Consider the following 19,254-nt stretch of genomic DNA (forward strand, 5'->3'; position numbering starts at 1 on the left):
ATTTGGCAGTTGGCAAGTCAAAACGCTAATAACGACGAAAAACAGCTTTTCTGTGGGCTTTTTAACTGCCAGTCGGGAGTATGGCTATATTTGGGTTCCAAGCGGTATATTTAGGCATTAAACACGCGAGATAAGAATTTTTTGGGTATTTTTTTGGGTGTAGTGAACGGCAGTTTACTCAGAGCTTATAAATGTTGAGGCGATAGAAGCGATGTTTCTCACTACCGCGAGCGTCCCGCTTCGCAAGAACAGCCCCAGCAGAGATTATGCAAAAAAGTCAGCACCCCCTAAGTAACGAGTGACAAAGGCTGGCAATAACCCACTAACGGCTTTGGTTTATTAACTATTTTTTGTTCGCCAGGCATACCTGGAACAGGCGTACCTGGAGCAGACTGATCTGACGTGGGCTTAATTGGTTTGCAGATCCATGTTTGCTCAGCATGCATGAGTCAAAGGTCTGAGATTTTGCAGACGCACTAAATATGGCTGCAACAATCAAAAAGACTACAGTGGCTAGCACACCGGCCAAACCAAAACCTTTCGATGAACGATTCATAAACGTCTCTTATTATTTTCATTAAAATTTGTACTGATATTCATAACGTTCTCATAATTTATTAACAATCAGATTTGCAACGTCCTGTCAACAAACGAGCAAATAATAATCAGATATTATCCGCGATACAAGGTTTTATTTAATTAAATCAAAGAATTGACTCAAAATAACTGAAAATAGCCTAATAACTGCCGTAAAAAGACCAGCAACGCCATTAATATTTTCACCTTTGACAAATAAGTGTTTCCCGCTAAAGCCGACCGCAGGCCTTTGAATACCTGGCTATTGGGCTGTCTTTCATATCAAATAACCCCTGCACGGGGTTATTTTTGTCAACTTTTAGCCTAGATATACCCGTGCATTACGAAACATACGCATCCAGGGGCTATCTTCTTGCCAATCAGCGGGATGCCAAGAATTTGCCACTGTTCTAAATACCCGCTCGGGATGGGGCATCATGATAGTGGCTCGACCGTCGGCACTGGTTAAACCGGAAATCCCCAGGGGAGAACCATTGGGGTTTGCGGGATACTGTTGGGTTAAATGACCATAATTGTCTACATATTGCAGGGCAATAGTGCCACTTTCTTGCATGGTTTGCAGCCCATTAGCAGCGGCAAATTCCGCGCGTCCTTCACCATGAGAAACGGCAATAGGAATACGTGAACCTTGCATGCCTGCAAATAAAATAGACGGTGAGGCGTTGACTTCAAGCATGGCCACCCTGGCTTCAAACCGTTCTGATTGGTTAGTGACAAAATGCGGCCAGTGCTGTGCGCCCGGGATCAGCTGTTTCAAATTTGATAACATCTGACAGCCATTACAAACCCCTAAGGTAAAGGTCTCATTACGGGCAAAAAACGCCTCGAATTGATCCCGCGCCACGGGGTTAAACAAGATCGATTTCGCCCAACCCTCGCCCGCTCCCAGTACATCACCGTATGAAAAACCGCCGCAGGCTACCAGCCCCTTAAATTCGTCCAGAGACACTCGCCCTGCCAACACATCACTCATGTGCACATCTATTGCAGTAAACCCTGCGCGGTCGAAGGCTGCCGCCATTTCCACCTGAGAGTTAACCCCTTGCTCTCGTAAAATGGCAATTTTAGGTGCCACACCTTTAGCAATATAAGGAGCAGCTATATCTTGGTTAATATCGAAACTCAACTTGGCGTGTAAACCGGGATTCAGGGCGTCGTTTTTGCTGGCTAATTCCTGTTCGGCACACACTGGATTGTCACGCATACTTTGCATTTGGTGGGTGGTTTGCGCCCACAAGTTACGATAAAACCCACGACTGTTTTGCAATACCCGTTGCTTGTTACGGCTAAAACGGATTTGATCGTCATCATTAGTGGTGCCAATTACATGTAACATATCCATCAGGCCATGCTGCGTAAACACCTCCTGTACGTGTGCCAATTGGCCGGCATCAAATTGAATGACCGCACCGAGTTCTTCATTAAAGAGCGCGCTGAGATCATCCCCCGCAAGGGTATCGAGCACAATATCCACCCCAGTATTAGCAGCGAAGGCCATTTCGGCAACGGTTGTGAACAAGCCACCATCAGAGCGATCATGGTACGCAAACAAACATTTTTCGTGCAGCAACTGCTGGATGGCCAGAAAGAAACCTTTGAGTATTTCAGGAGAGTCTACATCAGGCGTACTTTGACCTAACTGCTGGTAAACCTGAGCTAAACACGAGGCACCCATTCGGTTTTGACCCGCACCCAAGTCAATTAACATCAGCAAGGTGTCGCCCTTGTCGGTATTAAGTTCAGGGGTCAGGGTTTTACGAATATCCTGGACCGCACCAAAGGCGGTGATCACCAAGGACAAAGGTGAGGTCACGGCTTTGTCACCACTATCTTCTTGCCACTGGGTTTTCATCGACATCGAATCCTTACCCACGGGAATGGTTAAACCTAAAGCCGGACATAACTCCTCACCAATGGCTTTAACCGCCGCATACAAACCTGCATCTTCCCCGGGGTGACCTGCGGCCGCCATCCAGTTGGCCGACAGTTTGATGCGTTTTAAGTCGCCGATATCCGCCGCGGCTATATTGGTCAAGGCTTCGCCCACTGCCAGGCGCGCTGAGGCTGCGTAGTTTAACAACGCAGCAGGCGTGCGCTCTCCCAGTGACATGGCCTCTCCTTGATAGGTATCAAAGGCCGAAGCGGTGACAGCGACATCCGCCACGGGTATCTGCCAGGGGCCGACCATCTGATCCCGATTAACCAAACCCGTTACCGAGCGATCGCCTATGGTGATCAGAAAGGTTTTTTCGGCTACAGCAGGCAAACACAGGATGCGCTTGGCGGCCTCCTGCAAATCGATATGGGCCAAGTCCAACGGCTCGCTGTGCACTGTTTTAGACACCACGTCTCGATGCATTTTGGGCGCTTTACCCAACAGTACATCCAAAGGCATATCTATGGGTTTGTTGGCAAAATGGCTATCATCCAACATGAGATGTCGTCGCTCTGTGGCTTCTCCGACCACCGCAAAAGGAGCCCGTTCTCTGGCACATATATCGGCAAAGGTAGCCAGATTTTCTGGGGCAACTGACATGACATAACGTTCCTGGGATTCATTACACCAGATTTCAAGGGGTGTCATACCTGGCTCGTCATTTGGCACGCTGCGCAGATCGAAGCTCCCACCACGTCCGCCGTCGTTAACCAATTCAGGAAACGCATTGGACAGGCCCCCCGCTCCCACATCATGAATAAACTGGATGGGGTTGTCTTCACCCAACTGCCAACATTTATCTATGACTTCCTGACAGCGGCGCTCCATTTCCGGGTTGCCCCTTTGCACTGAGGCAAAATCCAGATCCTCGCAGGATTCACCGGACGCCATAGATGACGCAGCCCCGCCGCCCAAACCAATGTTCATAGCCGGGCCGCCCAAGGCGATTAACTTGGCGCCCAGGGTAATTTCACCTTTTTGGGTATGTTGTTTGCGAATATTGCCCAGCCCACCAGCCAACATAATAGGTTTGTGATAGCCCCGCACCTCCACCCCGTTAAAGCTGTTGACCTGCTGCTCGTAAGTGCGGAAATAACCCAAAATATTCGGGCGGCCAAACTCATTATTAAAGGCTGCGGCACCCAGTGGGCCTTCCTGCATGATATCCAAAGCCGTCACGATCCGCTCAGGCTTGCCATAATCCACTTCCCAGGGTTGCTCAAAACCGGGGATTTTCAAGTTGGAAACACAAAACCCGACCAATCCGGCTTTGGGTTTTGAGCCCCGCCCCGTCGCCCCCTCATCACGGATCTCACCACCTGAACCGGTAGCTGCGCCAGAGAAAGGTGAAATGGCGGTGGGGTGATTATGGGTCTCTACCTTCATCAAAATATCGATATCTTCATGATGGTAAAGGTATTGGTTGTTTTGGGCTTGGGGGAAAAAACGGCCAGCAAAGCTGCCTTCCATCACGGCGGCATTGTCGGAATAAGCTGAATGCACAAAATCCGGGCATAGTTCATAGGTATTTTTGATCATTTTGAATAAGGACTTTGGCTGTTTTTCACCGTCGATGGTCCAATCCGCATTAAAAATTTTGTGCCGGCAATGTTCAGAGTTTGCCTGGGCAAACATATACAGCTCTACATCGTGGGGGTTACGGCCGAGTCTATTAAAACTCGTGAGTAAATAATCAATTTCATCTTCAGCCAAGGCCAGACCCAAACGCAAGTTTGCGTTCACCAACTCATCCCGTCCGCCATTGATAATGTCGATACTGGTCACGGGTTTGGGTGTGTCATGGTTAAATAATACATCGGCGGCCTGCACATCGCTGATCACAATTTGGGTCATGCGGTCGTGCAACAAGGTTTTTAACTGGGCCAGTTGGCTGTCACTTAACAACTCGTTTGAATCGATGTAATACACGCAGCCACGCTCTAACCTGACAACCTTTTGCAATCCGCAATTGTGAGCGATATCAGACGCTTTGGAAGACCAGGGTGAAATCGTGCCTGGCCTGGGGATCACAACTAATGCCTGGCTCTGGGGTTGTTGCCGGGCAATTTTTGGCCCATAGGTTAGTAGTTTATTTAATACCTCCTGCTCATGGTCGCTCAAAGGCTCAGATAAACGCGCAAAATGCACAAATTCGGCAAACAGATCGTTCACAGGCAGATTAAGGCCAGCAATAGATTGCATCAATTTTTTACTACGAAATTCAGAAAGGGCTGGAGCGCCGCGCAGGACAAGCATAAGGTAGTCACCAAGTTGCAGGGCTCGCCCACTTATCGTGATGGCAAACCGATTTTCGGGAAATTTTTAAGCGCAGGATTATATACTGAATTTACTAGAATTGATAAGCACTTAAGTACCAGTAAATCAAATTTCCAGCAATAATAAAGAGCTGGATGAAAATCGATAATTTGTTCACAATACCCGGTGATTTCCTTTTATTGAGGTGTGTTTTATCTCCATCCGTTACTACTTAGTACTTTCGCTGTTGTTATTTGTCAGCGCCTGCGATGAACCTAAACAACCAGACAGCTTGCAAGATGTATTGGATACGGGCGTGTTAAGAGTGGGTACCACCTATGGCCTGACAACCTATTTTAATGGTCCCAGTGGACCAGAAGGTTTTGAGTACGACTTGGCGGCAGGCTTCGCTGATTACCTCGGTGTAAAGCTGGAAATATTTCCCTACTACACGGTCAATGAACTATTTCCCCAGCTCGACAATGGCCATCTTGATGTGGTTGCTGCCGGTATCAATGTGACACCGGAACGTTATGCGAATTTCCGTTTTGGTCCCGCTTACCAGACTGTCAGTCAAAAACTGGTCTTTAAACAAGGCAATGTACGCCCCAGACAGTTGTCTGATTTAATAGGCGATTTAACGATAGTGGCGGGGGGCGCCCACAGTGAGTCATTACGTCGTTTCAAACGTGAAAATGAAGCATTGCAATGGACTGAAACCAATGACAGAGATGCCGAAGAGCTGCTGGAAATGGTGCTCGATGATGAGCTGGATTACACCATAGCGGACTCCAACATTTTGGCTTTAATGCGCCGTCGTTATCCCGAACTTAGCATAGGTTTTTCCCTTAGCTCTTCACAAGGGATCGCCTGGGCCACCAGTAAAAATCGTGATAACGCGCTTCGGGCGGCAGTGATCGAATATTTCGGTCGAATAGACGCAGACGGTACCTTGGCTGCACTGGAAGACAAACACTTCGGCCACGTACGGCAATTTAACTACGTGGATACACGTGATTTTATCCGCTCTGCAAATCAGGTATTACCCCAATACCGGGCACTTTTTGAGCGTTATTCTGATGAGCTTGACTGGCGTTTACTGGCGGCACTTAGCTATCAGGAGAGCCACTGGAAACCTAACGCCCGATCGGTTACCGGCGTGCGTGGCATGATGATGCTCACGTTGACCACTGCCAAAGATCTCGGCGTTGACTCGCGCCTCGATCCGGAACAAAGCATTGCCGGAGGGTCGCGGTATTTAGCCAGTTTATTAGTCCGTTTGCCGGACCGTATTCCGTTTCCTGACAAATTATGGTTTGCCTTGGCAGCCTATAACGTGGGTCTGGGGCACTTGGAAGATGCCCGGGTCCTAACACAGAGGCAAGGTGGTAACCCGGATATGTGGGTCGATGTAAAAAAACGTTTACCCCAATTACGTCAGAAAAAATATTACAAAACGACCCGTTATGGGTATGCCCGAGGCAACGAAGCGGTGATCTATGTAGCCAATATTCGCCGTTATTACGATACCCTGGTATGGCTCAATGATCAGCAGCCCGAACTTCTGGAAGAATTACAAGATTTGTCAGTTCAGCCCCCCCTCTCCCCTCTTATGGAACCGCTAAAATCAGCGGTTGGTGAGCAACAATAATCCCTTGTCATTTTTTCTTCACGGAGAGGTGTTACAAATGATATTTGAATTGTTCCCAGACAATGAAATAACCGGGGAACTTTTGGGTCACTTAAGTGCTCTATGAAAAAGGAGCGCCACGGCCAACAACAAGGAGGATCGCCATGAAGAAACGTGCAACTATCAATAATCGTCCACGAGTGTTAACCGCCAACCGAAGAAGACATCTTCTCAAACGTGTGCATCACAAAATTGCACTGAGAAGACAGCAGTTCCAAACAACTGAGCCGGAAGATATTTCCTTAGCAAGCTAAGCGGTTGGTCTTTTCAAGGCTTTTTTGGCAGCCGGCTGGACGCAGCCCGGCTGGACGCAGCTCGGCTGGCAGCCCGGCGCTGACGAAAAAACGCCGACAACAGATCACCGCAATCTTTGCCTAACACTCCTCCCTCAACTAACACTTGATGATTTAAGCGTGGGTCCGCTAACACGTTCATAATACTGCCCGCTGCGCCAGTCTTGAAATCGTAAGCCCCAAATACCAGGCGTTGGATACGGCTATGCACCAATAAACCGGCACACATAGTGCACGGTTCCAGCGTTACATAGAGGGTGGTGTCAATCAGACGGTAATTTTCTACTATTTGGCCTGCCTGCCTGATGGCCTGCATTTCGGCGTGGGCTGAAGGATCATTGAGCATGATGGACTGATTCCACCCTTCACCAATAAGTTTATTATCCTTGAGCAACACCGCTCCCACCGGGATTTCGTCCTGGGCTGCGGCTTTTGCCGCTAATCCCAACGCATATTGCATCCAATATTGATCTTGTGGTGAACTCATCTTACTCTTAGTCGTGATAGAAACAGGGATGCTTGAGTTGGTGAAAATGAATAAATAATTCGTCAAATTCGCCAGATTGAGCAAGTGAAAATACAAAATTAAAACATAACTTATTGATAATAATCGATTATAAATTTTGGTCGATTAATTGCTTTACTAAGATAATCGCAAAAATAATATTATCATAACTAACCGAGGAATTGACATGAACCTAACCGCAATTGCAATAGTCGCTATCATTTGCTGGGCCATTGTTGAATTAACACAAGGCTCAAAATCCAAAAAAAAAGACAAAGCCGACAGTCAGCTAAATGACGAGCTTAGGCAGCAAGTGGCCGATTTAAAAGCCCGGATTGAAACACTGGAGAAAATTGTCACCGATGAGAAATATGATCTGAATCGCCAATTTGATAACTTAAACAAAGATAAGGTAGCTTGAGAGGATCACCGGGATTTGGTGCCTCCCGTCTATGACGGGGTTTAAAAGAATAAATAGGTATGCAAAGTGCCCGTCAGGCCAATGGCAACTTCAAGCGGCCCCAAGTCAGTTATGTTTTGCTCTGCGTAAGGGGCATAACATACATTTGCAGTAATTTCGTGGCCACCTGTGGATCCAGCTTCTGGGTACGCTTTGCCATATAATCTTTGGCCACGGACATTTCCCGTTCTGAAAAGTCCAGCTTAGCGGCATACTCCGTCAGTCCGAGATGTTCTGCTGCCACAACGGCTGAAGCAAACGGACGATAACCCGCCATAATTTGCTTATCTAGATGCTCTGCTACTTCCTTGGCGCTGGCAAACTCCCCGTGCAAGACCTCACCGAAATGCACATGTACCTTGCCCTTGTAGCCAGTTATGCCATCGATGATACTTTTGATGTCTTCGCTGTCCTTTTTATCGTAAGCGCCGGTTAATTCTGTTTCGTGCAACTCCGTGGCCTTACTGATATCACAGGGGTCAAATTCGTAGGATATTGACACAGGTACTATGCGTAGCTGGCGGATATAACTTGAGAATTCCTCTGTTTTAGGTTTATTTAGGCTTAACATTGAGATGATTGCCGGGTTGGTTACATCTCTTCCGTCCTTGGCTCTACCTTCGCGCTGGGCGATCCAGATATGTTGATCATCAGTTTTCAAGGTATGAAATATATATTCACTAAGCAGTTTAGCGTCGGCTAATTTTTGCCGCCTGTCTTTGGCCGAGCGATTAACGATAAAGCATTTATTTAGCCGGATTAAGTCTGTGATCCAGTCTTGGGTTAGCAGATTGTCGCCTACGGCAATTCGTACCGTATCCTGGCCATTTACATGCAAGGCCCAGTTAACAAAAGCCGGATCCAGGGCGATATCCCTATGATTGCTGACAAACAGACAGGGGACGGTCAAATCGACCTGCTCTAACCCACTGATGCTGAATTTATCCGTGGTTTTGTCGATCATACGTTGCATGTAAGGTTCGACCAATACCTGAAAATCCCGCAAGCTACGAATATTTTTGCTCTGCTTGAGCACATATCTGCGTGTTAACCAACCTAACAGTGGGTGCAATGACTTTGGCCAGGAGGAAAAACGAAAAGATAGCAAACTTGCCATTAGTTGACGGTTATTGACCAGTCTATCGAGCACACATGGCAAATCACTGTCATTAAAGGGTCGTATGGAGTCAAACTTTGCGGTCATGCGTCTCGTTAACTGTAGGTTATTAAAATGGGGCCAGCATTTTGCCTGTGAAATAGCCAATCGGCAAACCTAAATGTATCATTTAGCGATAAAAAACACCTATCAATTAAGCTGTTAAGCGCTAAGTTCAAGGCAATGCACTTCAACTTCACCCGTTTGTGCTGCGATATACGCTGAGTCTCCGGTAATAGTCACAGACATATCTGTGGTGCGCTGTACCAAGGATGCCATCGTCTGCACCGCCAGCCATGGAAACTGAAATACGCATACTTTCACAGTTGAAAATTGCGTCCGGTTTTGTTGCCACCAGGTATCTGATTTGGAATTGAAACTATAAACCTTAACCGACTTGGCAAGACGGCTGGCTTTTTTGATCCGCTCAAATGCCGGCTCTCCTACGTCTATCCATTGATTAAGCTGGCCGTCCAAGCCTATCAACCAAATGTCTGGCTCATCCACCGAGCTAAGTCCTTTAGTAAAACTTAGATGGTCCTGGGCATTAAAACAAAATGCCAAGACACGCACCATCATGCGTTCAAGGGTTTCAGACGGATGCTGAGCGACTGTTAGGTTCAGTTGCACATAATGATCTCGGTTTAGATCAGACAAGGCAATTTTAAATTTATAAATAGTCGGCTTTAACGCCATAATTGAGCCTTAAGGGTAAACAAACAATGACAGACAGCTGATGCAGTGGTGAAAAAAACGGCCAATAAATATTGGCCGTTAAATTCGCTATGCAAAACTTCTAACAGCAGGGTTATTCCCACTCAATGGTGGCGGGTGGCTTACCTGAGATGTCGTAGACGACTCGGGAAATGCCGTCTATTTCATTGATGATGCGATTGGACACCTTACCCAAAAATTCATAGGGTAAATGTGCCCAATGAGCCGTCATGAAATCTATGGTTTCTACCGCGCGCAACGACACGACCCAATCGTATTTGCGCGCATCGCCCATCACCCCAACCGACTTAACCGGTAAAAACACCGTAAAGGCCTGGCTAACTTTTTGATATAGATCATGGGCGTGTAATTCGCTGATGAAAATGGCATCCGCCCGGCGCAGCAAATCACAGTATTCTTTTTTCACTTCACCCAACACTCGCACACCTAAGCCTGGCCCAGGAAAAGGATGACGGTAAAGCATATCGTAGGGTAGCCCAAGCTCCAGGCCGATTTTGCGCACTTCGTCTTTAAACAGTTCCCGCAATGGCTCAACCAGCCCCATTAACATGTCGGCTGGCAAGCCGCCGACATTATGATGTGATTTGATGACATGGGCTTTGCCCGTGGCCGAACCCGCCGATTCGATAACATCGGGATAAATGGTACCCTGGGCCAGCCATTTAGTGTTGGCTAGTTTTTTGGCTTGCTCGTCAAATACTTCCACGAATACCCGGCCAATGATTTTACGTTTGGCTTCCGGCTCATCTTCCCCCGCCAAGGCGGATAAAAATCGCTCTTCGGCATCCACTTTAACAATATTGAGGCCAAAGTGATCACCGAACATGTCCATCACTTGTTTACCTTCATTGAGCCTTAACAAACCGTTATCCACAAACACGCAGGTTAGCTGCTTGCCTATCGCACGGTGCAATAACATGGCCACAACAGAGGAGTCCACTCCACCAGATAACCCCAAGATAACGTTATCATCACCGATCTGCTTTTTCATGCGTGTTATGGCATCTTCAATTATGGCATCCGCGGTCCACAATTTTTGACAGCCACAGATGTCTAATACGAAATGGGATAAAATACGTTGTCCCTGGCGGGTATGGGTAACTTCAGGGTGAAACTGCACACCATAAAACTGCTTTTGGGGGTGCACTATGGCGGCAAAGGGGCAACTGTCAGTTTTCGCAGCACTAATAAAACCTTCAGGCACGGATGCCACTTTGTCCCCGTGACTCATCCATACATCAAGCAAGGCATTACCATTGGCGCCAACGTGATCTTCAATATTATTCAACAGGGCCATATCGGCTGTCACTTCGACCTGGGCATAACCAAATTCCCGTATATCAGAACCCAATACTGCCCCACCTAACTGTTCGGCCATGACTTGCATGCCATAACAGATGCCAAACACTGGCACGCCGGCATTAAATACATATTGGGGTGCCCGGGGAGAATCTTTAGCGTGCACAGATTCCGGCCCTCCGGATAAAATGATGCCATTGGGATTAAATTCACGAATCTGCGCTTCGGTCACATCCCAGGCCCAAAGCTCGCAGTACACACCGATTTCACGCACTCGACGGGCGATAAGCTGAGTATACTGAGAACCAAAATCGAGGATTAGTATGCGTTGTTCGTGAATATTTGTTGTCATCTTGTACTCATTTATTAAAAGCGCGTTTACGATAAAAGAAGGCTGGTTCACCCCAGCCCAATCGAATGTCGTTGTTCTTAACCTAAGCGATAATTGGGTGCTTCTTTGGTAATGCTCACATCATGCACATGGGACTCGCCCATACCCGCAGCGGTCACTTTTACAAATTGAGATTTGGTGCGCAGATCATCAATAGTCGCTGAACCGGTGAGGCCCATGGCCGAACGTAGACCGCCCATTTGCTGATGTATAATGTTGGCAATCGGGCCCTTGTATGGCACACGGCCTTCAATTCCTTCCGGTACCAGTTTGTCAGCACTTTTACTGTCTTGGAAATAACGATCCGACGAACCGTTGTTTTGATCCATGGCGCCAAGTGAGCCCATACCGCGGTATGACTTAAAATAACGGCCTTGGTAAAGTTCGACCTCTCCCGGGGCTTCTTCGGTTCCCGCTAACATACTGCCAACCATCACCGAACTGGCACCGGCTGCCAGGGCTTTGGCTATATCCCCGGAAAAACGAATGCCGCCATCGGCGATAACAGGTACATCGGTATCTTTGAGGGCTTCGACCGCATCCGACACTGCCGTGATCTGTGGCACACCACAGCCTGTGACTATACGTGTGGTACAAATTGAGCCTGGGCCTATACCTACTTTCACCGCATCGACACCGGCATCGGCCAGGGCTTTGGCGCCCTCACCTGTGGCTACATTACCGGCAATAAGCTGAATATCGGGATAATCGGCCCGCACTTTCTTAACTCTATCGATTACGCCTTGTGAATGACCGTGAGACGTATCAATGAGCAACACATCAACCCCGGCTTCAATCAACAGTTTGATGCGTTCGTCTGTCCCTGGTCCTACACTGACCGCTGCACCCACTCGCAAACGACCCAACTCATCTTTGCAGGCATTGGGTTTACTTTCGGCTTTTTGGAAATCTTTCACGGTGATCATGCCAGTGAGTTTAAAGGCATCGTCCACCACCAATATTTTCTCAATACGATGTTCATGCATCAATTCCAGTACCTGCTCGGACTTCGCCCCTTCTTTAACCGTGACGAGATCTTCTTTGGGAGTCATAACTCTGGAAATGGGATAATCGAAACGCTTTTCAAAACGTAGATCGCGGCCGGTAACGATGCCCACCAGCATGTTTTCTCTATCGACGACTGGAAAACCGGAGAAACCATGATGTTTACTCAGGGCATTAATTTCGCCAATAGTGGCGTCGGGGAACACAGTAACGGGATCAGATACCACACCGCTTTCGTATTTTTTGACGCTGCGCACGTGATCTGCCTGTTGCGCTGCTGGCATATTTTTATGAATAAAACCTATACCACCTTCTTGCGCCAGGGCAATAGCCAATCTAGCTTCGGATACCGTATCCATAGCGGCTGAAATCAGGGGAATATTTAGGCTGACTCCGCGAGTTAATTTGGTTTTCAAATCTGCGGTATGGGGGAGAACGGTTGAGTGCCCAGGCACTAACAACACATCATCAAACGTGAGAGCTTCTTTAACGATCCGTAACATGCAACAACACCTGTAAATGGGTTTTTATTGCGGCGCAATTGTAGCTGCTTTGCCTTATCAGGTAAACTGTATTCCTATTATTTATGAAAGATTTTATTTGTTATGTTTAGTGCCACACCAGCCAATCGCAATATTTTTACCGTCAGCAAACTAAATCACCTCGCCCGTTCCATTTTAGAATCGGAAATCGGCCAGATTTGGTTATCTGCTGAAATCTCCAATTTCGTAGCTGCCAGCTCCGGTCACTGGTACTTCACCCTCAAAGATAATCGCGCCCAGGTGAAAGGGGCGATGTTCAAAGGTGCCAACCGCAAGGTCATCGCTGCCCCTAAAAACGGTGACAAGGTACTGGTGCGGGCCAATCTTAGCTTATACGAGCCCAGGGGCGACTATCAATTGATCGTTGAACACCTGGAGCCTGAGGGTGAAGGGCAACTCAAACAAGCATTTGAACAATTAAAAATTAAACTGGCAGCTCAGGGTTTATTTGCTCAACAACACAAACACCCCTTACCCCAACGTATATTACGGGTGGGGATCATCACTTCGGCGACAGGTGCAGCCCTGCATGACATATTAACCGTTATGAAAAGGCGCAACCCCGCAGTGCAGGCGATCATCTATCCCAGCCAGGTACAAGGCGACAGTGCCTGCGGACAAATTTGCCGGGCGATCCAACTGGCCAATACCAGAGCTGAAGTGGATATATTGATCGTTGGCAGGGGCGGCGGCTCGCTGGAAGACCTATGGTGTTTTAATGAAGAGCAACTGGCTTTGGCAATATACGCCTCTACGTTGCCGATCGTCAGCGCTGTGGGCCACGAAGTTGACATTACCATAGCGGATTTTGTGGCCGATATTCGTGCCCCAACGCCTTCGGCCGCTGCCGAGCTGGTATGTCGCGATCAGGCAGAATTGTTAACTAGCCTCAAGGTAGCCCAGGATAAACTGCTCAGGTTGACAGCAAATCGACTCAAAGAGCTTAACTATCAGCAACAAACAAGTGAACATAAACTGCAAAAGTATCACCCCAAGAATCAGTTGCAGCAGCACGGTCAACAAATAGACAGATTACAGGCTAGCCTGACAACGGGGTTTAGCGCCCACTTGCAACGTAGCCAGCAATATAACGCGCAATTACTCAGTCAATTACACTTGGCATCCCCCAAACATTTGCTCAGCGAACATAATCAGTCGAGCAAGGCCCTCAGCCAACGTTTAGCGTTAAGTTGGCAACAGGTGTTGACCAACAAACAGCAAACACTGGCCACTAATAGCCATTTATTAGACACGGTCAGTCCCCTGGCCACCCTAGCTCGGGGTTACAGTATCAGCTTTAAAGACGGAGAAATTGTTAAAAGTCGTAAGGCATTAAATCCGGGGGATGAATTGACCAGCCGTTTTATCGACGGAGAGGTCATCAGTAAGGTGTTATGAAAAACAGCCCCGCACAGAGGCGGGGCGTAAATAGCAAGCTAAATTCCCTAGGTGAAAAAAACGCTAGCCCTTGCTCTTGCCGGTTTGATGCAAACGCATCAAACGATTGCGTTTACGGCGCTGGGAATCTGTCATCATATTTTTATTACTTTCATAGGGGTTAGCCCCTTCACGAAATTCGACTTTAATCGGCGTGCCCATGATCTTGAGCGACTTGCGAAAATAGTTCACCAAATAACGTTTATAGGAATCCGGCAAGTCTTTTACCTGGTTACCATGCACCACAATAAGGGGAGGATTATAACCACCGGCGTGGGCATATTTCATTTTAACCCGTCGGCCACGCACCATCGGAGGTTGATGATCCCCTTGGGCCATATCCATGATCCGGGTCAGCATGGCGGTATTCACCCTTTTGGTTGCCGAATTATAAGCTTCTTGAACCGATTCGAACAAATGCCCTACCCCGGTGCCGTGCAAAGCTGAGATAAAATGTAACCGGGCGAAGTCAATAAAACCCAGACGTCTGTCGAGCTCGCGTTTAATCTCTTCTTTAACATCTTTTTCAAGGCCGTCCCACTTGTTTACTGCTACTACCAGTGAACGTCCTGAATTTAAAATAAAACCCAGCAGGCTGAGATCCTGATCGGTGATCCCCTCTTGAGCATCGACGATGAGCAATACCACGTTCGATTCTTCAATGGCTTGCAGGGTTTTAACAATGGAAAATTTCTCCACCGCTTCAGATATTTTTTTGCGTTTGCGTACGCCAGCTGTGTCGATCAGTATATATTCCCGGCCATCACGCTCCATGGGAATAAAGATACTGTCTCGGGTCGTACCCGGTTGGTCAAAAACCACCACCCGCTCTTCACCCAAAATGCGATTGGTCAGGGTTGATTTACCTACGTTGGGTTTACCCACTATAGCCAGTTTGATCGGCAGACCAAGGAGCTTTTCCAGCTGGGCCTCGGCATTTACTTCTTCGGTCCCCTCTTCCACAGGCTGGACATGCATATCAGGGAACTGTTCAGAAATCGGCCCCAGGGTATGCTCCAGCAACTGAGCCACGCCGCGGCCGTGGGCAGCAGCGATTTGGCTCACATCACCCAAGCCAAGGGCAAAGAAATCCGCGCATTCGCTGTCACCATCAATACCATCGACCTTATTGGCAACCACATAAACAGATTTATCCTGTTTGCGTAAGTGGGTGGCAATGCCCTGATCGGCAGGTGTCATACCGGCTCTGGCATCCACCAGAAAAAGCACCACATCCGCCTCTTCAATGGCCAGTAACGACTGTTGGGCCATAGCCATATCAATACCCTGCTCGTTACCGCTTATCCCGCCGGTATCCACCACAATAAATTGTAAACCCTCATAATTTACCTGACCGTATTTTCGATCACGGGTTAGGCCTGGAAAATCGGCCACCAGGGCGTCTCGGGTCCGCGTCAGACGGTTAAATAATGTGGATTTACCCACATTAGGGCGGCCAACAAGGGCAACAACGGGTAACATATAACTATCCTTAAAACAAAAACGGCTCAGGAATGCTTTTTCCCAAGCCGATAAAAATATAAACAAACGGCCTACAAGCCGTCTATCAACCGCAAATCTAAGGCGTTTTTAACGCGACCAGTTTGCCGTCACGAGTTTGAGTATACAGCACCTTGTCCTCGACAACAGGATCGCTATAAATGCTTTCATCCTCATCATCATCGCCTACAGCCAAACGCGCCACGATTTTTCCGTCACTTTGGTTAAACCAATGTAAGTAACCCCACTTATCACCAGCTACCAAATACTCACCTATGGGCACAGCAGAAGTTAACGAGCGTTGCTTGAGTGCACCTTGACTCCAAAGTTCGATACCATTGCGGCTATCGAGGGCAAAGACATTGCTGTTTGCATCAACTAAAAACAGGGTATTGCCCACGGCAGTCAGTCGACGATAAGATTTATACTCGCGCTTCCAAATCACCCGGCCACTTTTCAACTCAACCGACGCCAGAGAGCCATCATAGGAAATCACATAAATCACGCCCCCGGCAACCAGGGGTTGGCTGTCGATATCCACAATTCGGTCCAACTCAGTCGCACCCGTAGGTGACGAAATGACTTGCTCCCACGCTGTCTGACCGGTTCCCAAAATATTAACCGCCAATTTACCCGAAGCCGTCCCCACTATGGCGCCACCACTGGCCGCAACAGGAGAAGCGATACCCCGCAAAGATAACGGCGGCACTTCTGACTCATAAGACCAAAGCTGGGCACCTGTCTCGGCATCTAGTCCAAACATCAAACCGGAGCCGGTATTAACGACCACTACACCTTCATCAATGGCGGGCTCTGCCAGCACTTCACCTTTGACTTTAACCAACCATTTCTGCTCGCCGGTAAGTGCATCCAGGGCGACCACTTCACCGTTTTCGGTACCGAAAAACAGGGTTTCGTAGGCAACGCTCAAGCCACCGGAAATTTTGGCTGCTATGCCACTTGACCACAAATTTGTGATACTGGAGGTAAAACCTTCATGTTTAAACTGGGCGAAATTCTTGCTCCACACTTTTTTGCCGCTATCTTGCTTAAATGCTACGACACGCCCCTGGCGATTAGCGGCAAAAACCATTTCATAACCCACAGCGGGACGCAGATGGGAGAAATAATGCCCCACACCATCCCCCAAATCCGCTGACCAGATTTCTTCAGGCGTAAATTGGGCCTCGATAGGTTTTAAAATCCGCACTTCCAACTCTTCGTCATCGGCAAACCAATTGGAGACAGTGCTGCATGCAGATAATCCAAATGTGCTAACTAACAGCAACGGCAATAAGGCTTTTTTCACTATACTGTCCTTAACCATTGGCAGTTAATGCCAGGTTATCTAATTTCATTTTTAAAATACTGTTAGCGTTATTCGCTTCCAATGCGGCGCTATAGGCGGCTCTGGCTTTATCAAACAGTTTTTGCGAGACGTATATATCCCCTTTGATCTCTTGTTGTTGAGCGGCAAAGGCTTTATCGGACGCTTTATTTATGGTCGCTAGTGCGTCATCGCTATTGCCCAGTTCAAGTTGCACCCGCGCCAAACGAAGATTGGCAATAGACTCTACCGCAACGTTATCAGCATTGGCTGCAGCAAAGGAGAGTTGTTTAGCTGCTTCAGCCAAATCACCTCGTTCAATCGCTTGTTGAGCCAGTTTAAAGGCCATCAATAAGGCATAACCGGTATCAGAATACTCATCGATATATGCTTGAGCTTGACTGAAACCAGATTCATTATCCCCAAGTTGAGCCGCTTGCTTTTCGAAATTGGCAGATGCTAGTTCCTGCGAACCCACTTGCTGTTCGTTGTAATAACGCCAGCCATAAAGGCCGCCTAACCCCAGTACTACGCCGACTATGATCGCCGTACCGTTTTCCTTCCAAAAGCGCTTAATGGCTTCGATTTGTTGTTCTTCTGTTTCGTAATGTTCCATCGCCAATTCCTCTTACTGCTGCACCGTCATCTATTATGCGGTGATAATTAATGCTATGTATACCCATCCCCCTTGAAGCTGCAGCGTTGTTGGCTGCTGTCACTCACCCCAATCACTTAGTAGGTCTAAGCTCATGGGCCGGAGACCTTTGCCGCCTGGCTGCAACTCCAATGGCTTTGGGAATATAACGTTGCCTAGGCTAACAGCAAAGCTGCTAAAAATGGCGCTAATTCATCCCGGGATACACTTTGCTGCGGTTTGTCTTCGCGCAGGTACTTGACTGTCACCAGATTTTCCTGCAATTCACTTTCACCCAATACCAAAGCCAAAGTAGCCGCGCTTTTATCAGCCCGTTTCATCTGCTTCTTGAAATTACCGCCACCACAATGACTCTGCACCTTTAGCCCAGGCAACTGGTCGCGCAGTGCTTCGGCAACGTGTAGGGCATATAATTCAACCTTGTCGCCCATGGCTGTGACGTATACATCCACAGGTGTTGCTATTTTTTCACCGATCCCCTTGGCCTGTAACATCAATACCAGACGTTCAATACCCATGGCGAAACCGACCCCCTGGGTCGCTTTACCACCAAGTTGTTCAACGAGTCCATCGTAGCGTCCACCGGCACAGACTGTGCCTTGGGCGCCTAAACTTTCCGTTACCCATTCAAAAACGGTACGATTGTAATAGTCCAAACCACGTACCAGTCTGGGATTAACCCGATATTGGATGCCTAAGCTATCTAATCGTTCACACAGCAATTGAAAATGTTGTCTGGACTCGTCGTCCAGGTAATCAAGCAGGCTTGGTGCATCTTTGATGGCGGCCTGCACCTGAGGATTTTTACTGTCAAGGACCCGAAGTGGATTGGTCGCCAAACGGCGCAGGCTGTCTTCGTCCAGCTCAGATGTCCGCTGGGTCAGAAAGGCGACCAGGGCTTCACGATAATCCGCACGCGCCTGAGTCGAGCCCAAAGAATTGATTTCCAGACTGACCTGGTCGGCAATGCCAAATTTTTGCCACAAACGGGCGCTTAATGCTATGACTTCTACATCAATATCCGGCCCGGGCAAACCGAAAACTTCTACCCCGAACTGGTGAAACTGTCGATAGCGGCCTTTTTGCGGTCGCTCATGGCGGAACATTGGGCCCAAATACCACAACCGTTGTTGTTGATTGTACAACAAACCGTGTTCGTTACCGGCGCGCACTACACTGGCAGTCCCTTCGGGACGCAAGGTCAAACTGTCATCATTACGATCGGCGAATGTGTACATTTCTTTTTCAACAATATCCGTCACTTCACCGATAGAACGTTTAAAAAGATCCGTACTTTCCACTATAGGCGTGCGTATTTCTTGATAGCCATAGCTGGCTACGACCTCACGAATGGCATTTTCTGCCCATTGCCATACACCGGATTGCTCTGGGAGGCAGTCGTTCATGCCGCGTATTGCCTGTATTTGTTTGGACACTAAAGAAATTCTCTTTGACTAGATAACATTAAAA

The 19,254-nt window shown here is 48.0% G+C and carries 15 protein-coding genes; 4 read left to right on the forward strand and 11 right to left on the reverse strand.

Annotation, left to right across the window (positions count from 1 at the left end):
• Positions 1-343: 343 nt before the first annotated feature.
• Both AC3RV5_RS16470 and purL read right to left on the reverse strand, forming a co-directional pair.
• Positions 344-556, reverse strand: a complete 213-nt coding sequence (locus AC3RV5_RS16470; RefSeq protein ID WP_489732242.1) for a hypothetical protein — start codon at positions 554-556, stop codon at positions 344-346.
• A 339-nt stretch (positions 557-895) separates the two neighbouring features.
• Positions 896-4,789 carry a phosphoribosylformylglycinamidine synthase gene (purL, locus tag AC3RV5_RS16475; protein WP_489728681.1) on the reverse strand — a complete coding sequence of 1,298 codons (3,894 nt, stop codon included), beginning with the start codon at positions 4,787-4,789 and terminating at the stop codon, positions 896-898.
• 247 nt (positions 4,790-5,036) lie between these two features.
• On the opposite strand from purL, the gene mltF reads away from it, so the two are divergent.
• Together mltF and AC3RV5_RS16485 are read left to right on the forward strand one after the other, a co-directional pair.
• On the forward strand, positions 5,037-6,440 hold the full coding sequence (gene mltF / locus AC3RV5_RS16480; protein ID WP_489728682.1) for a membrane-bound lytic murein transglycosylase MltF: 1,404 nt from the start codon (positions 5,037-5,039) through the stop codon (positions 6,438-6,440).
• 143 nt (positions 6,441-6,583) lie between these two features.
• Complete coding sequence (locus tag AC3RV5_RS16485) at positions 6,584-6,733, forward strand: hypothetical protein (RefSeq protein ID WP_489728683.1); 150 nt, start codon at positions 6,584-6,586, stop codon at positions 6,731-6,733.
• A 13-nt stretch (positions 6,734-6,746) separates the two neighbouring features.
• Here the strand turns inward: AC3RV5_RS16485 and tadA are convergent, their stop codons facing one another.
• Complete coding sequence (tadA, locus tag AC3RV5_RS16490; RefSeq protein ID WP_489728684.1) at positions 6,747-7,259, reverse strand: tRNA adenosine(34) deaminase TadA; 513 nt, start codon at positions 7,257-7,259, stop codon at positions 6,747-6,749.
• 205 nt (positions 7,260-7,464) lie between these two features.
• Here tadA and AC3RV5_RS16495 point away from each other — a divergent pair, with 205 nt between their 5' ends.
• Positions 7,465-7,698: a hypothetical protein gene (locus tag AC3RV5_RS16495; protein ID WP_489728685.1), complete on the forward strand. Its 234-nt coding sequence runs from the start codon at positions 7,465-7,467 to the stop codon at positions 7,696-7,698.
• Between the two features lie 109 nt (positions 7,699-7,807).
• Here the strand turns inward: AC3RV5_RS16495 and AC3RV5_RS16500 are convergent, their stop codons facing one another.
• From AC3RV5_RS16500 to guaB, 4 genes are all read right to left on the reverse strand, one after another.
• The gene (locus AC3RV5_RS16500) at positions 7,808-8,941 is read right to left on the reverse strand and encodes a 1-acyl-sn-glycerol-3-phosphate acyltransferase (RefSeq protein ID WP_489728686.1); all 1,134 of its coding nucleotides are present in this window, start codon (positions 8,939-8,941) and stop codon (positions 7,808-7,810) included.
• Positions 8,942-9,055: 114 nt separating this feature from the next.
• On the reverse strand, positions 9,056-9,589 hold the full coding sequence (locus tag AC3RV5_RS16505; protein ID WP_489728687.1) for a YaeQ family protein: 534 nt from the start codon (positions 9,587-9,589) through the stop codon (positions 9,056-9,058).
• Positions 9,590-9,701: 112 nt separating this feature from the next.
• Entirely contained in the window at positions 9,702-11,279 is a 1,578-nt protein-coding gene (gene guaA / locus AC3RV5_RS16510) for a glutamine-hydrolyzing GMP synthase (protein WP_489728688.1), read from the reverse strand.
• 77 nt (positions 11,280-11,356) lie between these two features.
• A complete protein-coding gene (guaB, locus tag AC3RV5_RS16515; RefSeq protein WP_489728689.1) occupies positions 11,357-12,826 on the reverse strand; it encodes an IMP dehydrogenase in 1,470 nt (489 codons plus the stop codon).
• A gap of 102 nt (positions 12,827-12,928) precedes the next feature.
• On the opposite strand from guaB, the gene xseA reads away from it, so the two are divergent.
• Complete coding sequence (gene xseA / locus AC3RV5_RS16520; RefSeq protein WP_489728690.1) at positions 12,929-14,263, forward strand: exodeoxyribonuclease VII large subunit; 1,335 nt, start codon at positions 12,929-12,931, stop codon at positions 14,261-14,263.
• Positions 14,264-14,326: 63 nt separating this feature from the next.
• Here the strand turns inward: xseA and der are convergent, their stop codons facing one another.
• The 4 genes from der to hisS all read right to left on the reverse strand — a co-directional run bounded on the left by der (position 14,327) and on the right by hisS (position 19,220).
• Positions 14,327-15,784: a ribosome biogenesis GTPase Der gene (der, locus tag AC3RV5_RS16525; RefSeq protein ID WP_489728691.1), complete on the reverse strand. Its 1,458-nt coding sequence runs from the start codon at positions 15,782-15,784 to the stop codon at positions 14,327-14,329.
• 97 nt (positions 15,785-15,881) lie between these two features.
• Complete coding sequence (gene bamB / locus AC3RV5_RS16530; protein ID WP_489728692.1) at positions 15,882-17,111, reverse strand: outer membrane protein assembly factor BamB; 1,230 nt, start codon at positions 17,109-17,111, stop codon at positions 15,882-15,884.
• 10 nt (positions 17,112-17,121) lie between these two features.
• The gene (locus tag AC3RV5_RS16535) at positions 17,122-17,745 is read right to left on the reverse strand and encodes a YfgM family protein (protein ID WP_489728693.1); all 624 of its coding nucleotides are present in this window, start codon (positions 17,743-17,745) and stop codon (positions 17,122-17,124) included.
• Positions 17,746-17,939: 194 nt separating this feature from the next.
• Entirely contained in the window at positions 17,940-19,220 is a 1,281-nt protein-coding gene (hisS, locus tag AC3RV5_RS16540) for a histidine--tRNA ligase (protein WP_489728694.1), read from the reverse strand.
• Positions 19,221-19,254 lie beyond the last annotated feature (34 nt).

Source organism: Paraglaciecola sp. IT1134, assembly GCF_058068185.1.

What these genes read in the sequence shown, in the direction of transcription:
- AC3RV5_RS16470 (WP_489732242.1), bottom strand. Translation starts at nt 556, where the DNA reads ATGAATCGTTCATCGAAAGGTTTTGGTTTGGCCGGTGTGCTAGCCACT.
- purL (WP_489728681.1), bottom strand. Translation starts at nt 4,789, where the DNA reads ATGCTTGTCCTGCGCGGCGCTCCAGCCCTTTCTGAATTTCGTAGTAAA.
- AC3RV5_RS16485 (WP_489728683.1), top strand. Translation starts at nt 6,584, where the DNA reads ATGAAGAAACGTGCAACTATCAATAATCGTCCACGAGTGTTAACCGCC.
- tadA (WP_489728684.1), bottom strand. Translation starts at nt 7,259, where the DNA reads ATGAGTTCACCACAAGATCAATATTGGATGCAATATGCGTTGGGATTA.
- AC3RV5_RS16495 (WP_489728685.1), top strand. Translation starts at nt 7,465, where the DNA reads ATGAACCTAACCGCAATTGCAATAGTCGCTATCATTTGCTGGGCCATT.
- AC3RV5_RS16500 (WP_489728686.1), bottom strand. Translation starts at nt 8,941, where the DNA reads ATGACCGCAAAGTTTGACTCCATACGACCCTTTAATGACAGTGATTTG.
- AC3RV5_RS16505 (WP_489728687.1), bottom strand. Translation starts at nt 9,589, where the DNA reads ATGGCGTTAAAGCCGACTATTTATAAATTTAAAATTGCCTTGTCTGAT.
- guaA (WP_489728688.1), bottom strand. Translation starts at nt 11,279, where the DNA reads ATGACAACAAATATTCACGAACAACGCATACTAATCCTCGATTTTGGT.
- guaB (WP_489728689.1), bottom strand. Translation starts at nt 12,826, where the DNA reads ATGTTACGGATCGTTAAAGAAGCTCTCACGTTTGATGATGTGTTGTTA.
- xseA (WP_489728690.1), top strand. Translation starts at nt 12,929, where the DNA reads ATGTTTAGTGCCACACCAGCCAATCGCAATATTTTTACCGTCAGCAAA.
- der (WP_489728691.1), bottom strand. Translation starts at nt 15,784, where the DNA reads ATGTTACCCGTTGTTGCCCTTGTTGGCCGCCCTAATGTGGGTAAATCC.
- AC3RV5_RS16535 (WP_489728693.1), bottom strand. Translation starts at nt 17,745, where the DNA reads ATGGAACATTACGAAACAGAAGAACAACAAATCGAAGCCATTAAGCGC.